Source organism: Pseudomonas sp. Irchel 3A7, assembly GCF_900187565.1.
Lineage (GTDB): Bacteria > Pseudomonadota > Gammaproteobacteria > Pseudomonadales > Pseudomonadaceae > Aquipseudomonas.
The window spans coordinates 144,588-161,260 of the sequence record NZ_FYED01000008.1 but is presented as its reverse complement, the minus strand read 5'-3'; the positions used below and the strand labels follow the sequence as shown (position 1 = coordinate 161,260).

The 16,673-nt window shown below is 59.5% G+C and carries 16 protein-coding genes; 11 read left to right on the top strand and 5 right to left on the bottom strand.

Annotated elements, in window-relative coordinates; translation table 11 throughout:
* Positions 1-165: 165 nt before the first annotated feature.
* The 8 genes from CKW21_RS15270 (at position 166) to CKW21_RS15235 (ending at position 7,848) form a co-directional block, all read left to right on the top strand.
* The gene (locus CKW21_RS15270; RefSeq protein ID WP_095194771.1) at positions 166-807 is read left to right on the top strand and encodes a DUF1345 domain-containing protein; all 642 of its coding nucleotides are present in this window, start codon (positions 166-168) and stop codon (positions 805-807) included.
* A 77-nt stretch (positions 808-884) separates the two neighbouring features.
* Positions 885-1,724, top strand: a complete 840-nt coding sequence (locus tag CKW21_RS15265; protein WP_095194770.1) for an AraC family transcriptional regulator — start codon at positions 885-887, stop codon at positions 1,722-1,724.
* Between the two features lie 52 nt (positions 1,725-1,776).
* Entirely contained in the window at positions 1,777-2,385 is a 609-nt protein-coding gene (locus CKW21_RS15260) for a LysE family translocator (protein ID WP_095194769.1), read from the top strand.
* A gap of 135 nt (positions 2,386-2,520) precedes the next feature.
* Positions 2,521-3,546, top strand: a complete 1,026-nt coding sequence (locus CKW21_RS15255; RefSeq protein ID WP_095194768.1) for a LacI family DNA-binding transcriptional regulator — start codon at positions 2,521-2,523, stop codon at positions 3,544-3,546.
* A 153-nt stretch (positions 3,547-3,699) separates the two neighbouring features.
* Complete coding sequence (locus tag CKW21_RS15250; RefSeq protein WP_095194767.1) at positions 3,700-4,482, top strand: sugar phosphate isomerase/epimerase; 783 nt, start codon at positions 3,700-3,702, stop codon at positions 4,480-4,482.
* Complete coding sequence (locus CKW21_RS15245; RefSeq protein WP_141232968.1) at positions 4,475-5,509, top strand: sugar kinase; 1,035 nt, start codon at positions 4,475-4,477, stop codon at positions 5,507-5,509. The genes CKW21_RS15250 and CKW21_RS15245 overlap by 8 nt, the downstream gene beginning before the upstream one ends.
* A 47-nt stretch (positions 5,510-5,556) precedes the next feature.
* Positions 5,557-6,849 (top strand): MFS transporter, encoded by a 1,293-nt coding sequence (locus tag CKW21_RS15240; protein WP_095194766.1) that lies wholly within the window; start codon positions 5,557-5,559, stop codon positions 6,847-6,849.
* A 21-nt stretch (positions 6,850-6,870) separates the two neighbouring features.
* Positions 6,871-7,848 carry a D-glycerate dehydrogenase gene (locus CKW21_RS15235; RefSeq protein WP_095194765.1) on the top strand — a complete coding sequence of 326 codons (978 nt, stop codon included), beginning with the start codon at positions 6,871-6,873 and terminating at the stop codon, positions 7,846-7,848.
* Positions 7,849-8,284: 436 nt separating this feature from the next.
* Here the strand turns inward: CKW21_RS15235 and CKW21_RS15225 are convergent, their stop codons facing one another.
* Entirely contained in the window at positions 8,285-9,472 is a 1,188-nt protein-coding gene (locus tag CKW21_RS15225; RefSeq protein WP_095194900.1) for a pyridoxal phosphate-dependent aminotransferase, read from the bottom strand.
* Positions 9,473-9,809: 337 nt separating this feature from the next.
* On the opposite strand from CKW21_RS15225, the gene CKW21_RS15220 reads away from it, so the two are divergent.
* On the top strand, positions 9,810-10,094 hold the full coding sequence (locus CKW21_RS15220) for a LuxR family transcriptional regulator (RefSeq protein ID WP_095194764.1): 285 nt from the start codon (positions 9,810-9,812) through the stop codon (positions 10,092-10,094).
* A 145-nt stretch (positions 10,095-10,239) separates the two neighbouring features.
* On the opposite strand, the gene CKW21_RS15215 is transcribed toward CKW21_RS15220, so the two are convergent.
* Both CKW21_RS15215 and CKW21_RS15210 read right to left on the bottom strand, forming a co-directional pair.
* Entirely contained in the window at positions 10,240-11,082 is an 843-nt protein-coding gene (locus CKW21_RS15215) for an RHS repeat-associated core domain-containing protein (protein ID WP_095194763.1), read from the bottom strand.
* Positions 11,082-11,606, bottom strand: coding sequence for a hypothetical protein (locus CKW21_RS15210; protein ID WP_141232966.1), 525 nt, complete (start codon positions 11,604-11,606; stop codon positions 11,082-11,084). The genes CKW21_RS15215 and CKW21_RS15210 overlap by 1 nt, the downstream gene beginning before the upstream one ends.
* On the opposite strand from CKW21_RS15210, the gene CKW21_RS15205 reads away from it, so the two are divergent.
* Both CKW21_RS15205 and CKW21_RS15200 read left to right on the top strand, forming a co-directional pair.
* The gene (locus CKW21_RS15205) at positions 11,599-11,859 is read left to right on the top strand and encodes a FimD/PapC C-terminal domain-containing protein (protein WP_095194761.1); all 261 of its coding nucleotides are present in this window, start codon (positions 11,599-11,601) and stop codon (positions 11,857-11,859) included. The genes CKW21_RS15210 and CKW21_RS15205 overlap by 8 nt on opposite strands.
* Before the next feature lie 49 nt (positions 11,860-11,908).
* Positions 11,909-12,607 carry a hypothetical protein gene (locus tag CKW21_RS15200; RefSeq protein ID WP_095194760.1) on the top strand — a complete coding sequence of 233 codons (699 nt, stop codon included), beginning with the start codon at positions 11,909-11,911 and terminating at the stop codon, positions 12,605-12,607.
* A gap of 479 nt (positions 12,608-13,086) precedes the next feature.
* Here the strand turns inward: CKW21_RS15200 and CKW21_RS15195 are convergent, their stop codons facing one another.
* Complete coding sequence (locus tag CKW21_RS15195) at positions 13,087-15,066, bottom strand: hypothetical protein (protein WP_095194759.1); 1,980 nt, start codon at positions 15,064-15,066, stop codon at positions 13,087-13,089.
* Between the two features lie 387 nt (positions 15,067-15,453).
* On the bottom strand, positions 15,454-16,596 hold the full coding sequence (locus CKW21_RS15190; protein ID WP_095194758.1) for a glycerate kinase: 1,143 nt from the start codon (positions 16,594-16,596) through the stop codon (positions 15,454-15,456).
* Positions 16,597-16,673 lie beyond the last annotated feature (77 nt).

The window sequence follows — 16,673 nt, the reverse complement described above, 5'->3', positions numbered from 1 at the left end:
GAGCCTGCTCGCGAAAGCGGTCTAACAGTCAACTTGGATGTTGGATGTGATGACGCCTTCGCGAGCAGGCTCGCTCCCACAATGGAGATCATCAACCTCAAGGTTATGGTCATAGCTGAGATCGCTGGGCTAAGGTGTTTGCATACCCCACCCCAACGAGCCTCCATGCCCTACCTCACCCACACCCACCCGCGCCTGTCCGCCGCCACCACGCTGGGTATCGCCGCGGGCATTCTGGTCCCTGCCCATTCAATCATCAGCAAAATCCTCATCGGCTGGAACGTCGGGGTCTGGACTTATCTGGTGCTGATGCTCTGGCTCACCGTGCGCTCCAAAGCCCCGGACGTGAAACGCATCGCCGAGATCGAAGACGAAAACGCCGGACTGGTGCTGTTCATCGTGTGCATCGCCGCCATCGCCAGCCTGGCAACCATCGCCTTCGAACTGGCCGGCAGCAAAGACCTGGAAACCACCCGCAAACTGCTGCATTACGGATTCACCGCGCTGACGGTACTCGGTTCGTGGCTGCTGATCGGGGTGATTTTCAGCGTGCACTACGCGCGGTTGTTCTACACCTGGGACGGCAAAGAACCGGCGCTGCGCTTTGCCGAAGGATTGACCACGCCCAACTACTGGGATTTTTTATACTTCTCGTTCACCCTCAGCGTGGCGGTACAAACATCGGATGTCGGCGTGGCGACTCGGGAATTACGCAAGATTGTGCTGGCGCAATCGCTGATCGGCTTTCTGTTCAATACGGCGATTCTCGGGTTTTCGATCAACATCGCTGCAGGCCTGTTCAACTGACCTTTGTGCACAAACGTTCTAGTCATTGCCCCCCTGCAGGCGTTAAATGACTCGGTAATCCGTCCCGCAGGTGCCGCATGACCTCTCACAACTGGATCGACCTGGCCCAGGACGCCGACACCGGCATCGAGACCCTGCGCGCGCATTTCGAAGGCCACGCCTACGATCCGCACTGGCATGACAGTTATCTGGTGGGCATCACCGAGCAAGGGGTCCAGCAATTCAACTGTCGGCGGGCCAGGCATCAGAGCACGCCGGGCAAAGTGTTCCTGCTCGAACCCGGTGACATTCACGACGGCGAAGCGCCGACGGTCGACGGATTTACCTACCGCACGTTGTACCTCGATCCGCAGTGGTTGAAGCGCGAACTCAGCGCCGTGTTCGACAGCGCGCCCGACCAGGGTGAGTTGAGCTTCGCCAATACACTGGCCAGCGACGTGCGCCTGGCCCACGCCACGAGCCTGGCGTTCGAAGCATTGCATCGGGGCGAGCTGAAAATCGTTCGCCAGACCGCCCTCGACGGCTTGCTCGAACGCCTCACCACGCACCTGCACTGGCGCGCCCGTTATGCCAACGACCCGCGCTTGCCGCTGGTGGCGCAAAAGGCTCGGGACTTTCTGCACGCCCATGCCCACGAAGACGTCGGCCTCGACCAGGTGGCCGCCGCCGCAGGGGTCGACCGCTTCCGCCTGACCCGCGCCTTCAAGGCCGCTTATGGCATCGCGCCCCACGCTTATCTGGTGCAGTTGCGCCTGGCCACGGCCCGACGGATGCTGGCCCGGGGCGAGCAACCGGCGACGGTGGCCATGGCGCTGGGCTTTGCCGATCAGAGTCATCTGGGACGCTGGTTCGTGCGCGCCTACGGCCTGACGCCGGCGTTGTACCGCAAGCGCTGCTCAAATCTTCCAGACCGCTGATTCGCCGCAGGTGAAGATCGACTTCAACGATCTTCACCGGAGTTTGCCTGCGATGTTTGCCTCTTTCCCCACGTTATTGCCCTTCCTGTTGTTTGCCTTCGTGGCTTCGATCACGCCCGGCCCCACCAACATTCTGGTGTTGAGCAACAGCGCCCGATACGGATTGACCGCCGCGGTGCCGATCATCTTCGGTGGCTGTGCCAGCGCCGCGCTGCTTGTGCTGCTGGTGGGCAGTGGCGCGGGCGCATCGCTGGCTTCTTTGCCTGGCGTACACACCGCGATGCAGTGGATTGGCGTGGCGTGGCTGAGTTATCTGGCCTGGCAGATCTTCAGCGCCCCGGCGCAGGGTGTTGAAGCCTCGTACAGTCAGGCCCGCCTCGGCATGCTGGGCGCCGCGAGCCTGCAATTGATCAACCCGAAAACCTGGATGATGGCGCTGGCGGTTGTCAGCGTGTTCGCCGGGGGCGGCGAGCAGCGGCTGACCCATGTGATGTATTTGTCCCTGGCGTTTTTCCTGATTTCGCTGCCGTGTCTTGGCGTCTGGGCCTTGCTCGGCGCAGGCTCGGCGCGCTGGTTGCGCTCGCCCCGGGCGATGCAACGCTTCAATCGCTGCATGGCCCTGTTACTGCTGGGATCGGCCTGGCTGAGCCTGGTGATCTGACGTCCAGCCGTCGGCCATTGTCGGACAATGTTCATCGAAGGACTTGACGGCAGATTGGCTTTTGGTGTCTTCTGAAACCGGTTTCAGCGATCCGATCGCACGAACCCTATAAATCCAATAACAAGGTTTCAGCCCGTGAACGATTTCTCCGCCGCCCAGCGCAGCCGCGTCACCATGCTCGATGTGGCCGAACACGCCAAGGTCTCCAAGGCCAGCGTGTCGCGGTTCATCGGTGACGACCGCGCCCTGCTCTCCGACGCCATTGCCCGGCGCATCGAACAGGCGATTGCCGAATTGGGCTATCGCCCGAATCAGATGGCCCGCGGCCTGAAACGCGGGCGCACGCGCCTGATCGGCATGTTGGTGGCCGATATCCGTAATCCTTATTCGATTGCGGTGATGCACGGGGTGGAGACCGCCTGCCGTCAGCACGGCTACAGCCTGGTGGTGTGCAACACCGACCGCGACGACGAGCAGGAACGCCAGCACCTGGCCTTGCTGCGCTCGTACAACATCGAAGGCCTGATCGTGAACACCCTGGGCCATCACCGCGACGAATTGCACGAACTGCACCGGGAAATGCCGCTGGTGCTGGTGGATCGCAAGGTCGAGAACCTTGAGAGCGATATGGTCGGGCTGGATAACCCGCAAGCCGTCGACATGGCCCTCACGCATCTTGAGGAGCGTGGCTATCGTGATGTGTTGCTGGTGACTGAACCGTTCGATGGCACCAGTTCGCGAATTGAACGGGTGACGCGGTTCAAAGCGCAGATCGCGCAGCGCTCGACGCTGAGCGGGACGATCATCGAAACCGGCAGCGAGCTGACCGCGAACCTAAGATCCTTCCTCGACACACCCGGCCCCGGCCCGAAAGCGTTGTTCTGTGCCAACGGCATTGCGGCGCTGGCCAGCACCCATGCCTTGCGTGAACTTCAGTGCAGGCTGTTTGAGGACGTGGGTTTGATTGCCCTTGATGATCTGGATTGGTACCCGCTGGTGGGCAGCGGCATCACCGCCCTCGCCCAGCCGACGGAGGAGATGGGCGCGAGTGCGTTTGAGTGTCTGCTCAAGCGTTTGCGCGGGGATGACGGGCCGGTGCGGACCCTGGATTTTTCGGCGCGGTTGATTGTGCGGGGTTCTACCCATGGAGTTTTTCGGTGATTGTTCCGGCCTCTTCGCGAGCAGGCTCGCTCCCACATGAGGTCCTGTGTTCACAGATCCACTGTGGGAGCGAGCCTGCTCGCGAAGAGGCCCGAAAGAACAACACCTATTTTTTTGAACAAAAATGAAACCGGTTTCAGAGGTAGAAAAACAATGAACAAACCCGCCGTCTCCATCAGCCTCTCCAGCTACGGCGCCGATCTGGTACGCCAGCGTGGCCAGGGCAGTTTCATCGAAATACTGGCCGCCGCCGGCGCCAATCGCATCGAATGGCGCGAAGAATTACTCACCGATGAAGACCCCGCACAACTGTCCGAGGCTACTCGTACCCAAGGGCTGGAAAGCGTGTATTCCTCGCCCATGGAGCTGTGGCTGGCCGGCCAGTCGAAGCCCAACCCCGAACTGATCAGCGCCCTGAAACGCGCCCAAGCCTTCGGCGCCAAATGGCTGAAAGTGTCGCTGGGCTACTTCACCGACAACAACGACCTGCAAATCCTGGCCCGCATCCTGGGGCAAAGCCCGGTGCAGTTGCTGGTGGAAAACGACCAGACCCTGCACGGCGGCCGCATCGAACCTTTCCAGCGTTTTTTCACTGAAGTCGAGCAGCACAAGCTGCCCATCAAAATGACCTTCGATATCGGTAACTGGCACTGGCAGGATCAGTCCGCCGCCAGCGCCGCGCGGCTGCTCGGTCGTCACGTCGGCTATGTGCATTGCAAGGCCGTGTCACGGCGGGCCGACGGCAAACTGGTTGCCATACCCCCGGCTGCCAGCGACCTGCATCTGTGGGAACAACTGCTGCGGCACATGACACAAGACGTGATGCGGGCTGCGGAATATCCGCTGCAAGGCGACGACCTGGTGCAGCTCACCACCGAGCATGTCGCGGTCCTCGCCCGCCTCGGTCAGCCGCAGCTGGAGAGCGTCCATGTCTGAGATCGATATTCTGTCGTTCGGCGAAACCATGGCGATGTTCGTCGCCGATCAGAACGGCGACCTGGCCGAGGTCGAGCACTTCCACAAGCGCATAGCCGGGGCCGACAGCAACGTCGCCATAGGCCTGTCGCGCCTGGGTTTCAAGGTGGCGTGGTTGAGCCGGGTCGGTGACGATTCACTGGGGCGGTTCGTGGTCGATACGCTGCAAAGAGAGGGCCTGGACTGCAGCAATGTCGTGACCGACAGCGCGCACTCCACCGGCTTTCAACTCAAGTCGCGCACCGACGACGGCGACGATCCCAGGGTCGAGTACTTCCGGCGTGGTTCGGCGGCGAGTCATTTGTCGCCGCACGCCATCGTTCCCGAATTGCTCAAGGCGCGGCACCTGCACGCCACCGGCATTCCTGCGGCGCTGTCCGCCAGCGCGCGGGAAATGTCCTTCGAGCTGATGACCCGTATGCGCGACGCCGGGCGCAGCGTGTCCTTCGACCCCAACCTGCGCCCGAGCCTATGGGCCAGTACGCAACAGATGATCACCGAAATCAACCGCCTCGCCGCCCTCGCCCACTGGGTGCTGCCGGGCTTGAGCGAAGGTCGTTTGCTGACCGGCTTCGAAGACCCGGCCGACATTGCCGCGTTCTACCTTGACCAAGGTGTTGAAGCGGTGGCGATCAAGCTCGGCCCGCACGGCGCTTATTACCGCACGCATCTGGACGAAGGCTTCGTCGCCGGCGTACCGGTGGAAACGGTGGTCGACACCGTCGGTGCCGGCGATGGTTTTGCCGTGGGCATAATCAGCGCGCTGCTGGAAAACCACAGCATGGCCGACGCTGTGAAGCGCGCCAACTGGGTGGGCAGCCGGGCGGTGCAGAGCCGGGGGGATATGGAGGGGTTGCCGACCCGGTCCGAGATGTCAGCCGAATTTGAAGCCGCCATTCGCGAGCAGGCTCGCTCCCACAAAGACAACACCGTACCTGTGGGAGCGAGCCTGCTCGCGAAGAGGCCAGAACAGCCACTGAAGATATAGAACCGTTACCTGCTGCGACAAAAACAACAAGCTCAGGAGCACCACTGATGAAAACCGCAACCCTCGCCACCCGCCGCTGGTGGTACATCATGCCCATCGTGTTCATCACCTACAGCCTGGCGTACCTGGACCGCGCCAACTACGGCTTCGCCGCCGCGTCCGGCATGGCCGCCGACCTGATGATCACCCCGGGCCTGTCATCGATGCTCGGCGCGCTGTTCTTCCTCGGCTACTTTTTCTTCCAGGTGCCGGGGGCGATCTACGCGCAAAAGCACAGCGTGAAGAAGCTGATTTTCGTCAGCCTGATCCTCTGGGGCAGCCTGGCGACCCTGACCGGCATCGTCTCCAACGCCTACTGGCTGATCGTCATCCGCTTCATGCTCGGCGTGGTCGAGGCCGCGGTGATGCCGGCGATGCTGATTTACCTGTGCCACTGGTTCACCCGCGCCGAACGCTCCCGGGCCAACACCTTCCTGATCCTCGGCAACCCGGTGACCATGCTCTGGATGTCGGTGGTCTCGGGCTATCTGGTGCAGCACTACAGCTGGCGCTGGATGTTCATCATCGAAGGTTTGCCGGCGGTGCTCTGGGCGTTCATCTGGTGGAAGCTGGCGGATGATCGTCCAGCCCAGGCCAAGTGGCTCAACGACCAGGAAAAACACGACCTGGAAAGCGCCCTCGCCGCCGAACAGGTGGGCATCAAGGCGGTGAAGAACTACGCCGAAGCCTTCCGTTCGCCGAAAGTGATCATCCTGGCCCTGCAGTTTTTCTGCTGGAGCATCGGTGTCTATGGCTTCGTGTTGTGGCTGCCGTCGATCCTCAAGGCCGGTGCGCAGATGGACATGGTCGAAGCCGGCTGGCTCTCGGCGCTGCCGTATCTGGCGGCGGTGATCGGCATGTTGCTGGTGTCCTGGGGCTCGGACAAGTTGCAGAAGCGCAAACGCTTCGTCTGGCCGCCGCTGCTGATCGCCTCGATTGCCTTCTACGGCTCCTACGCCCTGGGCGCCGAACACTTCTGGTGGTCCTACACCCTGCTGGTGATCGCCGGTGCCTGCATGTACGCGCCTTACGGGCCATTCTTCGCGATCATCCCGGAGATCCTCCCGGCCAACGTCGCCGGTGGCGCCATGGCGCTGATCAACAGCATGGGCGCCCTCGGTTCGTTTGGCGGTTCCTATCTGGTCGGCTACCTCAACAGCTCCACCGGTTCGCCCGGCGCCTCGTACCTGTTGATGAGCGGTGCGTTGATGCTCTCGGTGGTGCTGACGATTGTCCTCAAGCCCGGCGCCAGTGACCGCGAACGGCCCCCGGTTACTGTGACCCGCCCTGCCCACTCCTGAATTGAAGTAGAGAAACTGACGATGAAAAAGCAGGTTGTGCTGTACAAGAAACTCTCGCCGTCGCTGATGGCCCGTCTTCAGGAACAGGCCGAGGTGACGCTGATCGACAGCCTTGATGCCGATGGCTTGAACCGATTGCGCGCCGCCCTGCCCCATGCCCAAGGCCTGCTCGGCGCCAGTCTGAAACTGGACGCGCAATTACTGGACCTGGCACCGAAGCTTGAAGCCATCGCCAGCGTCTCGGTGGGCGTCGACAACTACGACATCGACTACCTGACCGAGCGGCGCATCCTGCTCACCAACACCCCGGACGTACTCACCGAAACCACCGCCGACACCGGCTTCGCCCTGATCCTGGCCACCGCCCGGCGCGTGGTGGAGCTGGCGAACCTGGTTCGCGCCGGCCACTGGCAGCGCAACATCGGTCCCGTGCACTTTGGCACCGATGTGCACGGCAAGACCCTGGGCATCATCGGCATGGGGCGGATCGGTGAAGCCTTGGCCCAGCGCGGTCATTTCGGGTTCGGCATGCCGGTGATCTATCACAGTCATTCGCCGAAACCGGCGGTGGAACAGCGATTCAACGCGCAGTACCGCAGCTTGCCGGCATTGTTGCAGCAGGCGGATTTCGTGTGCCTTACCTTGCCGCTGACCGCTGAAACCGAAGGCTTGATTGGCGCGCAGCAGTTTGCTCAGATGCGGCCGGAGACGATCTTCATCAATATTTCACGGGGCAAGGTGGTGGATGAAGCGGCGCTGATCGAGGCGTTGCGCTCGGGGCAGATTCGGGCGGCCGGGCTGGATGTGTTTGAGCGTGAACCGTTGAATCCCGATTCGCCGTTGTTGCAGTTGGAGAACGTCGTGGCGACACCGCACATCGGTTCGGCGACCCATGAGACGCGGGAAGCCATGGCCCGGTGTGCCGTGGACAATTTGTTGGCGGCGCTGTCGGGGGAGCGACCAGGGAATTTGGTGAATGACAGGGCCTGGAAGGCTTGAGCATCTCTTTGCTTGTCAGGCCGCTTTCGCGAGCAGGCTCGCTCCCACATTTGATCTGCGGCGTTAACAAATCCACTGTGGGAGCGAGCCTGCTCGCGAAGAAGCCGGCACAGGCAACACACCCCCAAGCCAGACAGCAGATCTATCAACACCACAAACCCACTGTGGGAGCGAGCCTGCTCGCGAAGAGGCCGGCACAGGCAACACACACCCAAGCCAGTCAGCAGATCTATCAACACCACAAACCCACTGTGGGAGCGAGCCTGCTCGCGAAGAGGCCGTCACATCCAACATCCCTGCTGACTGACCCACCGCCTTCGCGAGCAGGCTCGCTCCCACAGTGGACGGTGGCGGGGCACAAATGCCATGAACCACGCCAATCCCCCGTGGGAGCGAGCCTGCTCGCGAAGAGGCCGGCACAGGCAACGCACAACTTTCAGGCCCGGCGAGCTTCCAGAAGGTCCATCGCACACAATGCTATCCGCCGACAGGCATCCGCCAGTTTCGGTCGGTCCACCACCAACCCGATGCGAATATGCCCCGCCGCGCTTGGCCCGAAGGCCTCACCGGCCAGCACCGACACGCCATAGCCTTCCAGCAGCCGCTCGGCGAAGTGCTGGGCCGACAATCCGGTCGGGCGCACATCGACCATCACGAACATGCCGCCATCCGGTTGAATGGCACGGATGCCCGGACAATGGTTGAGACTTGCACACACCAGGTCACGCCGCCGGCGATACTCTTCGCGCATCAACGCCACCTCAGGCAAATCTTCATCCAGCGCCAGTTGCGCGGCGTTTTGAATGAACTCGGGAATCCCGAACAGCATGCACAACGACAGATGCTCCAAGTGATCGGCCAAGGGTGGCGGCCCGATCATCCAGCCCACCCGCCAGCCGCTCATGGCGTGGGATTTGGACAAACTGTTGATCGTCACGGTGCGTTCGGCCATGCCCGGCAGGCTGGCAGGGCTGATGTGTTCGCCCTCGTACAACAAATCGCTGTAGACCTCGTCGCTGATCAGCCACAGGTCGTGACGAATGCACAACGACGCCAATGCTTTCCAGATCGATAGCGGCAAGCTCGCGCCGGAAGGATTGTTGGGACTGTTGAGCAGAACGGCGCGGGTCTTCGCCGTGATCAAGGCCGCGACATCCTCGGGATCAACCCGAAAGCCTTTCTCCGGTCGTACTGCCACCGGCAGCACTTTCGCGCCGATGGCGCCGAACACGCCTTCATACGTGACGTACATCGGTTCGGCGACAATCACTTCATCGCCGGGGTCGAGCAGGCATTGCGCAACCGAGTACACCGCACACTGGGCGCCGGGAAACACAATCACATGCCCGGCCTCAACCACCTGGCCGCTGCGCTGTGTGTGTCGACGGGCGATGCTGGTGCGCAATCCGTGGGTACCGCGTACGGGAGGATAGTGGGTGTCACCGGCCACCAGGCTGTCGATGGCGGCCCGGATGATGGGCCGCGGCGTATCGAAATCCGGATCGCCGATCGACAACAGCAACACGTCGACACCCTGCTCACGCAACGCCAGCGCTCGATCATGAATCCGCCAGGCCGCTGCTCCGTCACCGGCGATTCGTTGGGTCAGGGCTGAGTAGCGCATGTCGTTCTCCATTCGCGCGGGTTCCTGAGTCAACCCTATCTCAATTCGGGAAACGCGCCAGCATGGCGTTTGAAATAGATGCTCAACCGAGACAGCTCACAGGCGTCCATTTTTTTTTGAGGGAAAAAGACAACGCACTCAGCAGCTTACACAGATCCAGGTCAGTCACCTGTAATTTGTGACAGGTCCCAGAAATTTTCATTCGGGATATAAGGAATTCGAACCTGCAGCCGCCTGCCCGGACGGCCGAGGGAAAGTCACGCGCCCCCCTGCCGATGTGGAGCAGGACGATCGAGCGCAGCCCGCAATCATTGTCGATAGATGGGAGACACCGAATATGTACCGTGCCCAATCAGCGCAATTGCATTCATCACCGGCTCAGGCCCATTTTCAACATCAGGGTCCGGAGCAAACCACGACCATCAAACTGACCGCCAGGGAAAAGGAAGTGCTGCAGTGGAGCGCCGCCGGCAAGTCATCCTGGGAAATCGGCATGATCTTCAACTGCACCGAGGCGGGTGTGAACTATCACTTTTCCAATATCCGCCGGAAATTTGGTGTGAGTTCTCGCGGCTGCGCCGTGGTCAAGGCGTTGGAGTTGGGGTTGATTGAGTTGCCTTGAGCCTGATCGACATTAGAATAATGCGCAGAGGAACAGACTCGGTGATCAACTGTAGTGCTGGCGAGGTCTTTGAGAAAGTCCAATGATTAAAAGCTACCGTGTAATACGCAGGGCGTTTTAAGGCGTGTTACACGGTAGCGACGACTCATCTTCCGTCGGCTTTCCTGATGTCCTTTATTTTTTGTTTTTTGAACCACTCGTCATCTAGTTTCTGTTGCTGCGGGGCCTTTTGCGGTGCCTGTTGAGTGTTGGACGCCCCCTGACGTGCTGACGACCCTGCCCCCCTGGAACTCGTGGATGGCGTTGAGCCTTTCGGTGTTTTCGGAGCGGTTTTTGCTCTATTTTTAAGCGCCAACGCCTGTTGGAATGCCTCATCAGAAGATTGAGGCGCGATATGAGTAACGTTACTGGCTTCCCGAGACAAAGTCAGTGATTTTGCCTGTGGCGGAGGGGAAAGCGAATAGTCGGGCTTCGGTATAACCGGACCGTTGGAACTGTTGGGACTGCCCCTGACAGCTTTTGTTTTTGCCATTGATCGGGACGGACGGAGACCAGCCAGATCATCGGTGACATTTGGTAAGCGTCTCGCTCCCCCCCCGGCTTTTGACACCAATTTACCTGTCTGAGCAACATAGTCGTCGCCTGCATACATTAATAGCGTCAGAATCTTGAGGATTGAACGTCCCGTCGGATCCACATAATTCATCGGGTCCCCTTCACAATATGCATAAGCATTAGGTCCACCTTTCGCAAACGGGCTCTCGACGTCTGGACTGTAAAACTTCATCAACACCGGGCTATAAAACCGATGACCATTGCCCAGCGCGTAACCACCGGTTGTCACTTCAAGCCTTTCACCGTTGTAGCCTAGTGCACTGCTCATCAGCGCACCATCTCCACGATGACCATAGGCCGTGTAGGCGGCATCGTTGCGTCCCGCCTGGCTCAATTCACTCTGCACAGTGTTCTTGTAGTCACCGGCCAGCATCAAGACTTTGGGACAACACCTGCCCAGAGCTCAGCGAGCGCAGTGTTGTCACCCCACATGAACGTGCGGCTTTCAGTACCCTTGACCTGGTTGGCCAACTGATCGCCCTGGTAAAAACGCTGCGCCTGTCCGCTGCCGTCGTCATTGCCAGCGATGTTATCCAGGGGGGTGTAGATGTAGTTGGTGCTTTTCGACGCCCCTCCCGACGGTACGCTGACACTGATCAACCGGCCAAGGGCATCGTAATCGAGCGAACGCTGCTTCTCGTCCTTTATCAGTTGCCCGTCCCGGTTGTAGAGCAGATCGATCACCGATGGATAGTCCGCATGAGTGTTGGTGACCATGCTCAGTTGCACCTTGTCCGGATTGTCATAACGATATGTCGCCCGATTGGAGGTGTTGTCAAAATAGGTCATCACCAATCTGATGTTATCCAGCGCATCGAGTGTGAACACCTGTTTGTTGATGACTTTGCCGTAGGAGTCAACAGGGCACAGTCGGCCGGTGCATTCATAGTTGGTCAACCGTCTGATCATCACCGGCCGCACACCGCAGGGCCACCCACTGCCCTTCGGTGCTCAAGTCAGCGATATCGACGGCACTGTCATGGGAATCGTCGGTCAGGCCGGCCAGGTCATGCTTTCCACCAGTACCGAACCCAGGACACTCGACGTACGTTGGGGGGAGCAGAACGATCCGCAATGCCGGCTGAATATCGACCCCGGCAACATGGAACAGGTCCAGGGCTACCGAATGCAGGAGCTGACATGCCTGTGAGCAAACCTGAGGCAACAGACGTCATCGACCATCCCCGAGGAAATACACAATGAAATCTTCGATACACCGCCTGCTGCGGGGAGCAACGCTGGCCGCCAGTTGCATGGCTCCCCTGGCGATGGCCAGCAATTGCACCTGGATTACGGGCGGGCCGGCAATGATGAACTACCAGCGCAACCTGGGAACCCTGTATGTTCCACGGGATGCGCGTATCGGAACCATCATCGGCACCGTTGACGTCAATCACTCCACGCCCAACAACGCAGGCCAGGTCATTGAATGCCGTAACGATGGTACTAAACGCCTGGATTTCCACGCCCGCGCCACAGCCCCTATCTTTCCTGGCCCGCTGGATCCGATCAACGGCGAGGATGTCACCGGCAAAGTCATGCAAACCAACATCCCGGGTGTAGGTATACGCGTAAAACTGGGATTTCCACTCAATAACGGACCTGACAATTCCTTTACCCCTATCGGTGCTGCGACCGTGCCCTATGACGGTTTCAATGACAAAAATCTGCTGACCCCGATACGACTCAACAGCCTTTCCAATCGCATCACCCTGGTTAAAACCGGTCCTGTAGCGCCAGGACTCCACTCGCTGGATGGCCGCGAATTGTTCAGTGGTCACCCGCTCGCCCTCATAAAAGATCGCCCCGGACGGGATGATTACCGTGGCACCCGCAACCGCATCGCCCGGTTTCAACACGCCGCTGGTTGCACCGCCGTTGGCCTCCTTGACCTTTGACGGTAGAAAGGTCCGCGGAATCGGCTCGGCATCAACATCCAGCTCAACAAAGCCGGAACTCAAGCTCGGGTTACCGGCGCGGTCCAGTACCTCATACCTCACATACCGAAGGCCTTTCCCCTTGTCCCGCAGGAACTGGGCTCTGATCGTGATGACAATGGGATGGGTGTAGTTTGTACCGTCACCATCAATGATTCTTGCCAGCGAGTGAGTACTGGTCAGCAACAGCGGCAAGAGCGTCATCCACTTCAAGGACACCGCAAGAGGGTGAAAGGCAAGGGTTCGTCTAGCGTTCATCAAGCACCACAAAAGTCATTGAGCTGGAGTTCGTCAGGGCTGATGGCTTTGCCCTACAAACCGGGGCGGCAAAGTTATTCAGAATCTCCAGATGCGTCTGTAGGACTTTTCCGAAATCTGGCCACACTCAATGACCGGCAGCAGGAAAATGCGCTCTTCCTGCTGCCTGTTGTTAAATGGCTTCAAGGTCTGGGGATTATGCAGTTCATGTTGCCCGCACCGCCGTCAGCTTCAAATACGGCAATGAACCTTTCAACCGTGGCGGATGGCACAGGAAGTCCGCGTACGGTGATTGTGTAGTTCATCTTGCCTACCCCATAACTGTAAGTGGGATACGTCGGTTTCAGGCATTTGTCATGGGGTACGAGCCAATCGAGACCGTTATCTTCCTCTTCCTGGGAAACAGTCAGCGTCTCGGTGTGGGTGGCTATTTCCGTACCACCGGGCTCATAAGTGTTCCACTCAAGCGCTACCGCTGTATTTTTTTTCAAATAGGTCGATTTTGGAATGTGCATGATAATGCCCCATTCCCCATCTTTCTGGCGCAGGAAGTTGCAGTTGATCAAATTCGCCGGCTCGCCCGGTATTTCCGGGAATTGCGGATCAGGATGTCGGACGGTTTCAACGAGCACATCGATGTGGGTAGGAAGTGAATGCTGCGGGTTATTGAAGTCTGGATGCGTCAGGGTGTAATCAATCGCCAAGTTTTCCATGACTGGAAACTGTTTGATTTCGTCCCACGTCACGGTGAAGGGTATTTTTTGGTTTGGCGTTTCGCTTCCATTGACTTCATACGGGGCCGCCAGGAGGGGAACGCCATTGTAGCGCGGCGTAAAGATAACGCCGATCTCAGGGTCATCGTACAGCTCGATAGATAAGGCTGCGTCTTCATCGATATCGGCCACTGTCAATTTGGTACTGCTGCCACTGAAACTCAAGAATTCAATTTTGTTCAGACTGATATCGATCGGATCGGGGTCTGGATCACCCGGCTTGGGGAGCGCTAAATCCGTATTGATGTTGACGGGACCCGGCGAATCAAAGGGGTAATCGCCTACCAGAATCTGGTAGTCGACATCGATAGGTTGTACATGCGTAGGCGAGTCAAAGTCGTACACGAGTGCAATGATGGACCAGGGCACCGGAATTTTCAGTGGCCACTTACTGTGTGCACCAACAGATGTGATGGGAAGCTTGTGCCCCCCCCACCGAATCTGTACGCCATGACTATCGTGCCATTCTGTGTACTCCTTGATGTGAACCTCGGTTGGAAAAGCCGCGTCGGCCCGATCAATCAATGTCTCGGCGTCCTCGGCCAGAGGTACCGTGCAAAGATGCAAGCCACTGGGCAGCGTACCCAGCGCAACCGGTACCGTAGCCGGAAGCGACCGTTCACCCAGGTTACCTGCCTTATCGCGCAGGACGGCCACTGCGTATTGGGTCTTGGAGCCATAACCCTTGATCGCATCCTCAGGTATCAGTACTCTGCGATTTGCAGGAAGCTGGATGGAAAGCACGAGAGAATCGGCAATATTCTCCGTCGGCAACGGCGGCCTGATCATCAAGTACACGTTAACCCATACCTCAACCCTGTTAGCCTCGACAAAATCCGGGATGGTGCAAAAGACCCCTCTGTCTCGCGCCAAAACAGCATCGGTGATCACGGGCTTTTCAACGATATCGATCATGGCCGTGAGCGGATTGACCCAGACCGGCCCGGTTCTATCGAGCAGCACCGGGGCCGTCGCTGATACTCGTTCGGTTGCGTTATTCCAGTTTTTTACGCGGTAACGAAATTCAAACGGCCCTTCGTGATCCCTGAATACGTCAACCGGGATACTCCTATCCAGTGGGAATTTGAGGTCGGGCGCATCAATGGGCCCTGGAATATCTTCAGGGTCACCGAAATCTTGCCATTGCTTTGAAGAGGGAAGCAGCCACTCCATCCTCAACACATTGGGGGGCGCACCTGAAAAGAGTGGTCGGTCACTCCACTCTGGAATTTCGACTTTCAATGGGAAGTCAAGCTTGCTGCTGTGTATCAATCCGGTGCCATCCATGGCATCAACGATCGTGGGTTTCACTAGATCGGCCCGTGGGAAGCTTTGACGATAACGGTCCCGCACCTGCTCGGCAGTCAGTTTCTGGAATGAACCGGCCATGTGTGTCTCTCCAAATCCGTTTCAGTTCGGTCATGAACAGCGCCATGACCTTCAAACTTCTCTGGCAGTCCAACCCATGGCTAAACACTGCTAAGCGCTTGTCGTTCTGCCCGGTCGCAAGACCTGGAGGAATTAAGCGCCGGTTTTTTAAAACGCGATACTGTCAAAGTTGACAGGTACCCGGGTGAAGGCAGTGCGAACTCCCACTTTGAAATCGCTGCATATTGCTTGTTTAAGCGCGGTTACCCGGAGCCTTTGTGGCGAGGGAGCTTGCTCCCGCCGGGCTGCGAAGCGGCCCCCTCTTACCCCAAAAAGAAGGGGCCTGCTGCGCAGTCCAGCGGGAGCAAGCTCCCTCGCCACATTGATCTCTTTGACTGATGTAATGAGTCAGGCTCTACGTGCTGCCACCCGCCACACCCGCGCAATATCGCTTGCCCGCTCACGCAACAGGCGAGGCGCCTCACTGCAGGCTTGTGCCAGAGTCATCGGCCCGCTCGCCAACGCGAACGCGGCGTCGATGCCGTGTTCGTACAGCGCCTGGTATCCCTCGCCCAGGGTGCCGGCGATGACGATCACTGGAACACCCTGTTGCCGGGCAATCCGAGCGACGCCGAAGGGCGTTTTCCCACGCAGGGTCTGGGCATCGAAACGCCCTTCGCCGGTGATGACCAGATCAGCGTTTTGCACGGCATCCGCCAGACCGACCAACTCCGCCACCACCTCGACACCTGCCTTGAACTGCGCACCGAGAAACGCCTTGGCGGCAAAACCCAAGCCGCCTGCGGCACCGCTACCGGGCTCGTCGCGTACATCCTTGCTCAACACATTTGCGCAGTGATCGGCGAAGTGACCGAGGGCGTGGTCCAGTAGCTGGACCTGCTCGGGCGAGGCACCTTTTTGCGGGCCGAAAATCGCTGAAGCGCCGTGGGGGCCGCAGAGGGGATTGTTCACGTCGGCGGCGATGTCGAAGCGCACATTGGCCAGGCGCGGATCGATCTCGCTCAGATCAATGCGAAACAGCTGCGCGAGGGCGAGGCCGCCCGGTGCCAAGGGCAGGCCTTGGGCATCGAGCAGTTTCACGCCCAGGGCTTGCATCGCCCCGGCGCCGCCGTCATTGGTGGCACTGCCGCCGATGGCGAGAATGATGCGCTGCGCGCCGGCATCCAGTGCCGCGCGGATCAGTTCACCGGTGCCGAAGGTGCTGCTGATGCAGGCATCGCGCTGATCGACCGGCACCAATTGCAAGCCGCTGGCCTCGGCCATTTCGATGATCGCGGTGTGGCTGTGGGGCAACCAGCCCCAGGCGGCTTCGACCGTCGTGCCCAGCGGCCCTTGCACCGCGGCATGCCGAAGCTGACCATCGCACGCCGCCAGCACCGACTCCACCGTCCCTTCCCCGCCGTCAGCCATCGGGCATTTGATCAACTGCGCATCGGGCCAGACCTCGGCCAGGCCAAGGGCAATGGCATCGGCCACGCCTTGGGCACTCAGGCTGTCCTTGAACGAATCGGGGGCAATCACGATTTTCATGGGAATTCTCCAGTTCCAATGCCCCCATGCTGCCAGCCGGCAAGCACAATGACGCCGGTCCGCTGCACAAGCGGTAC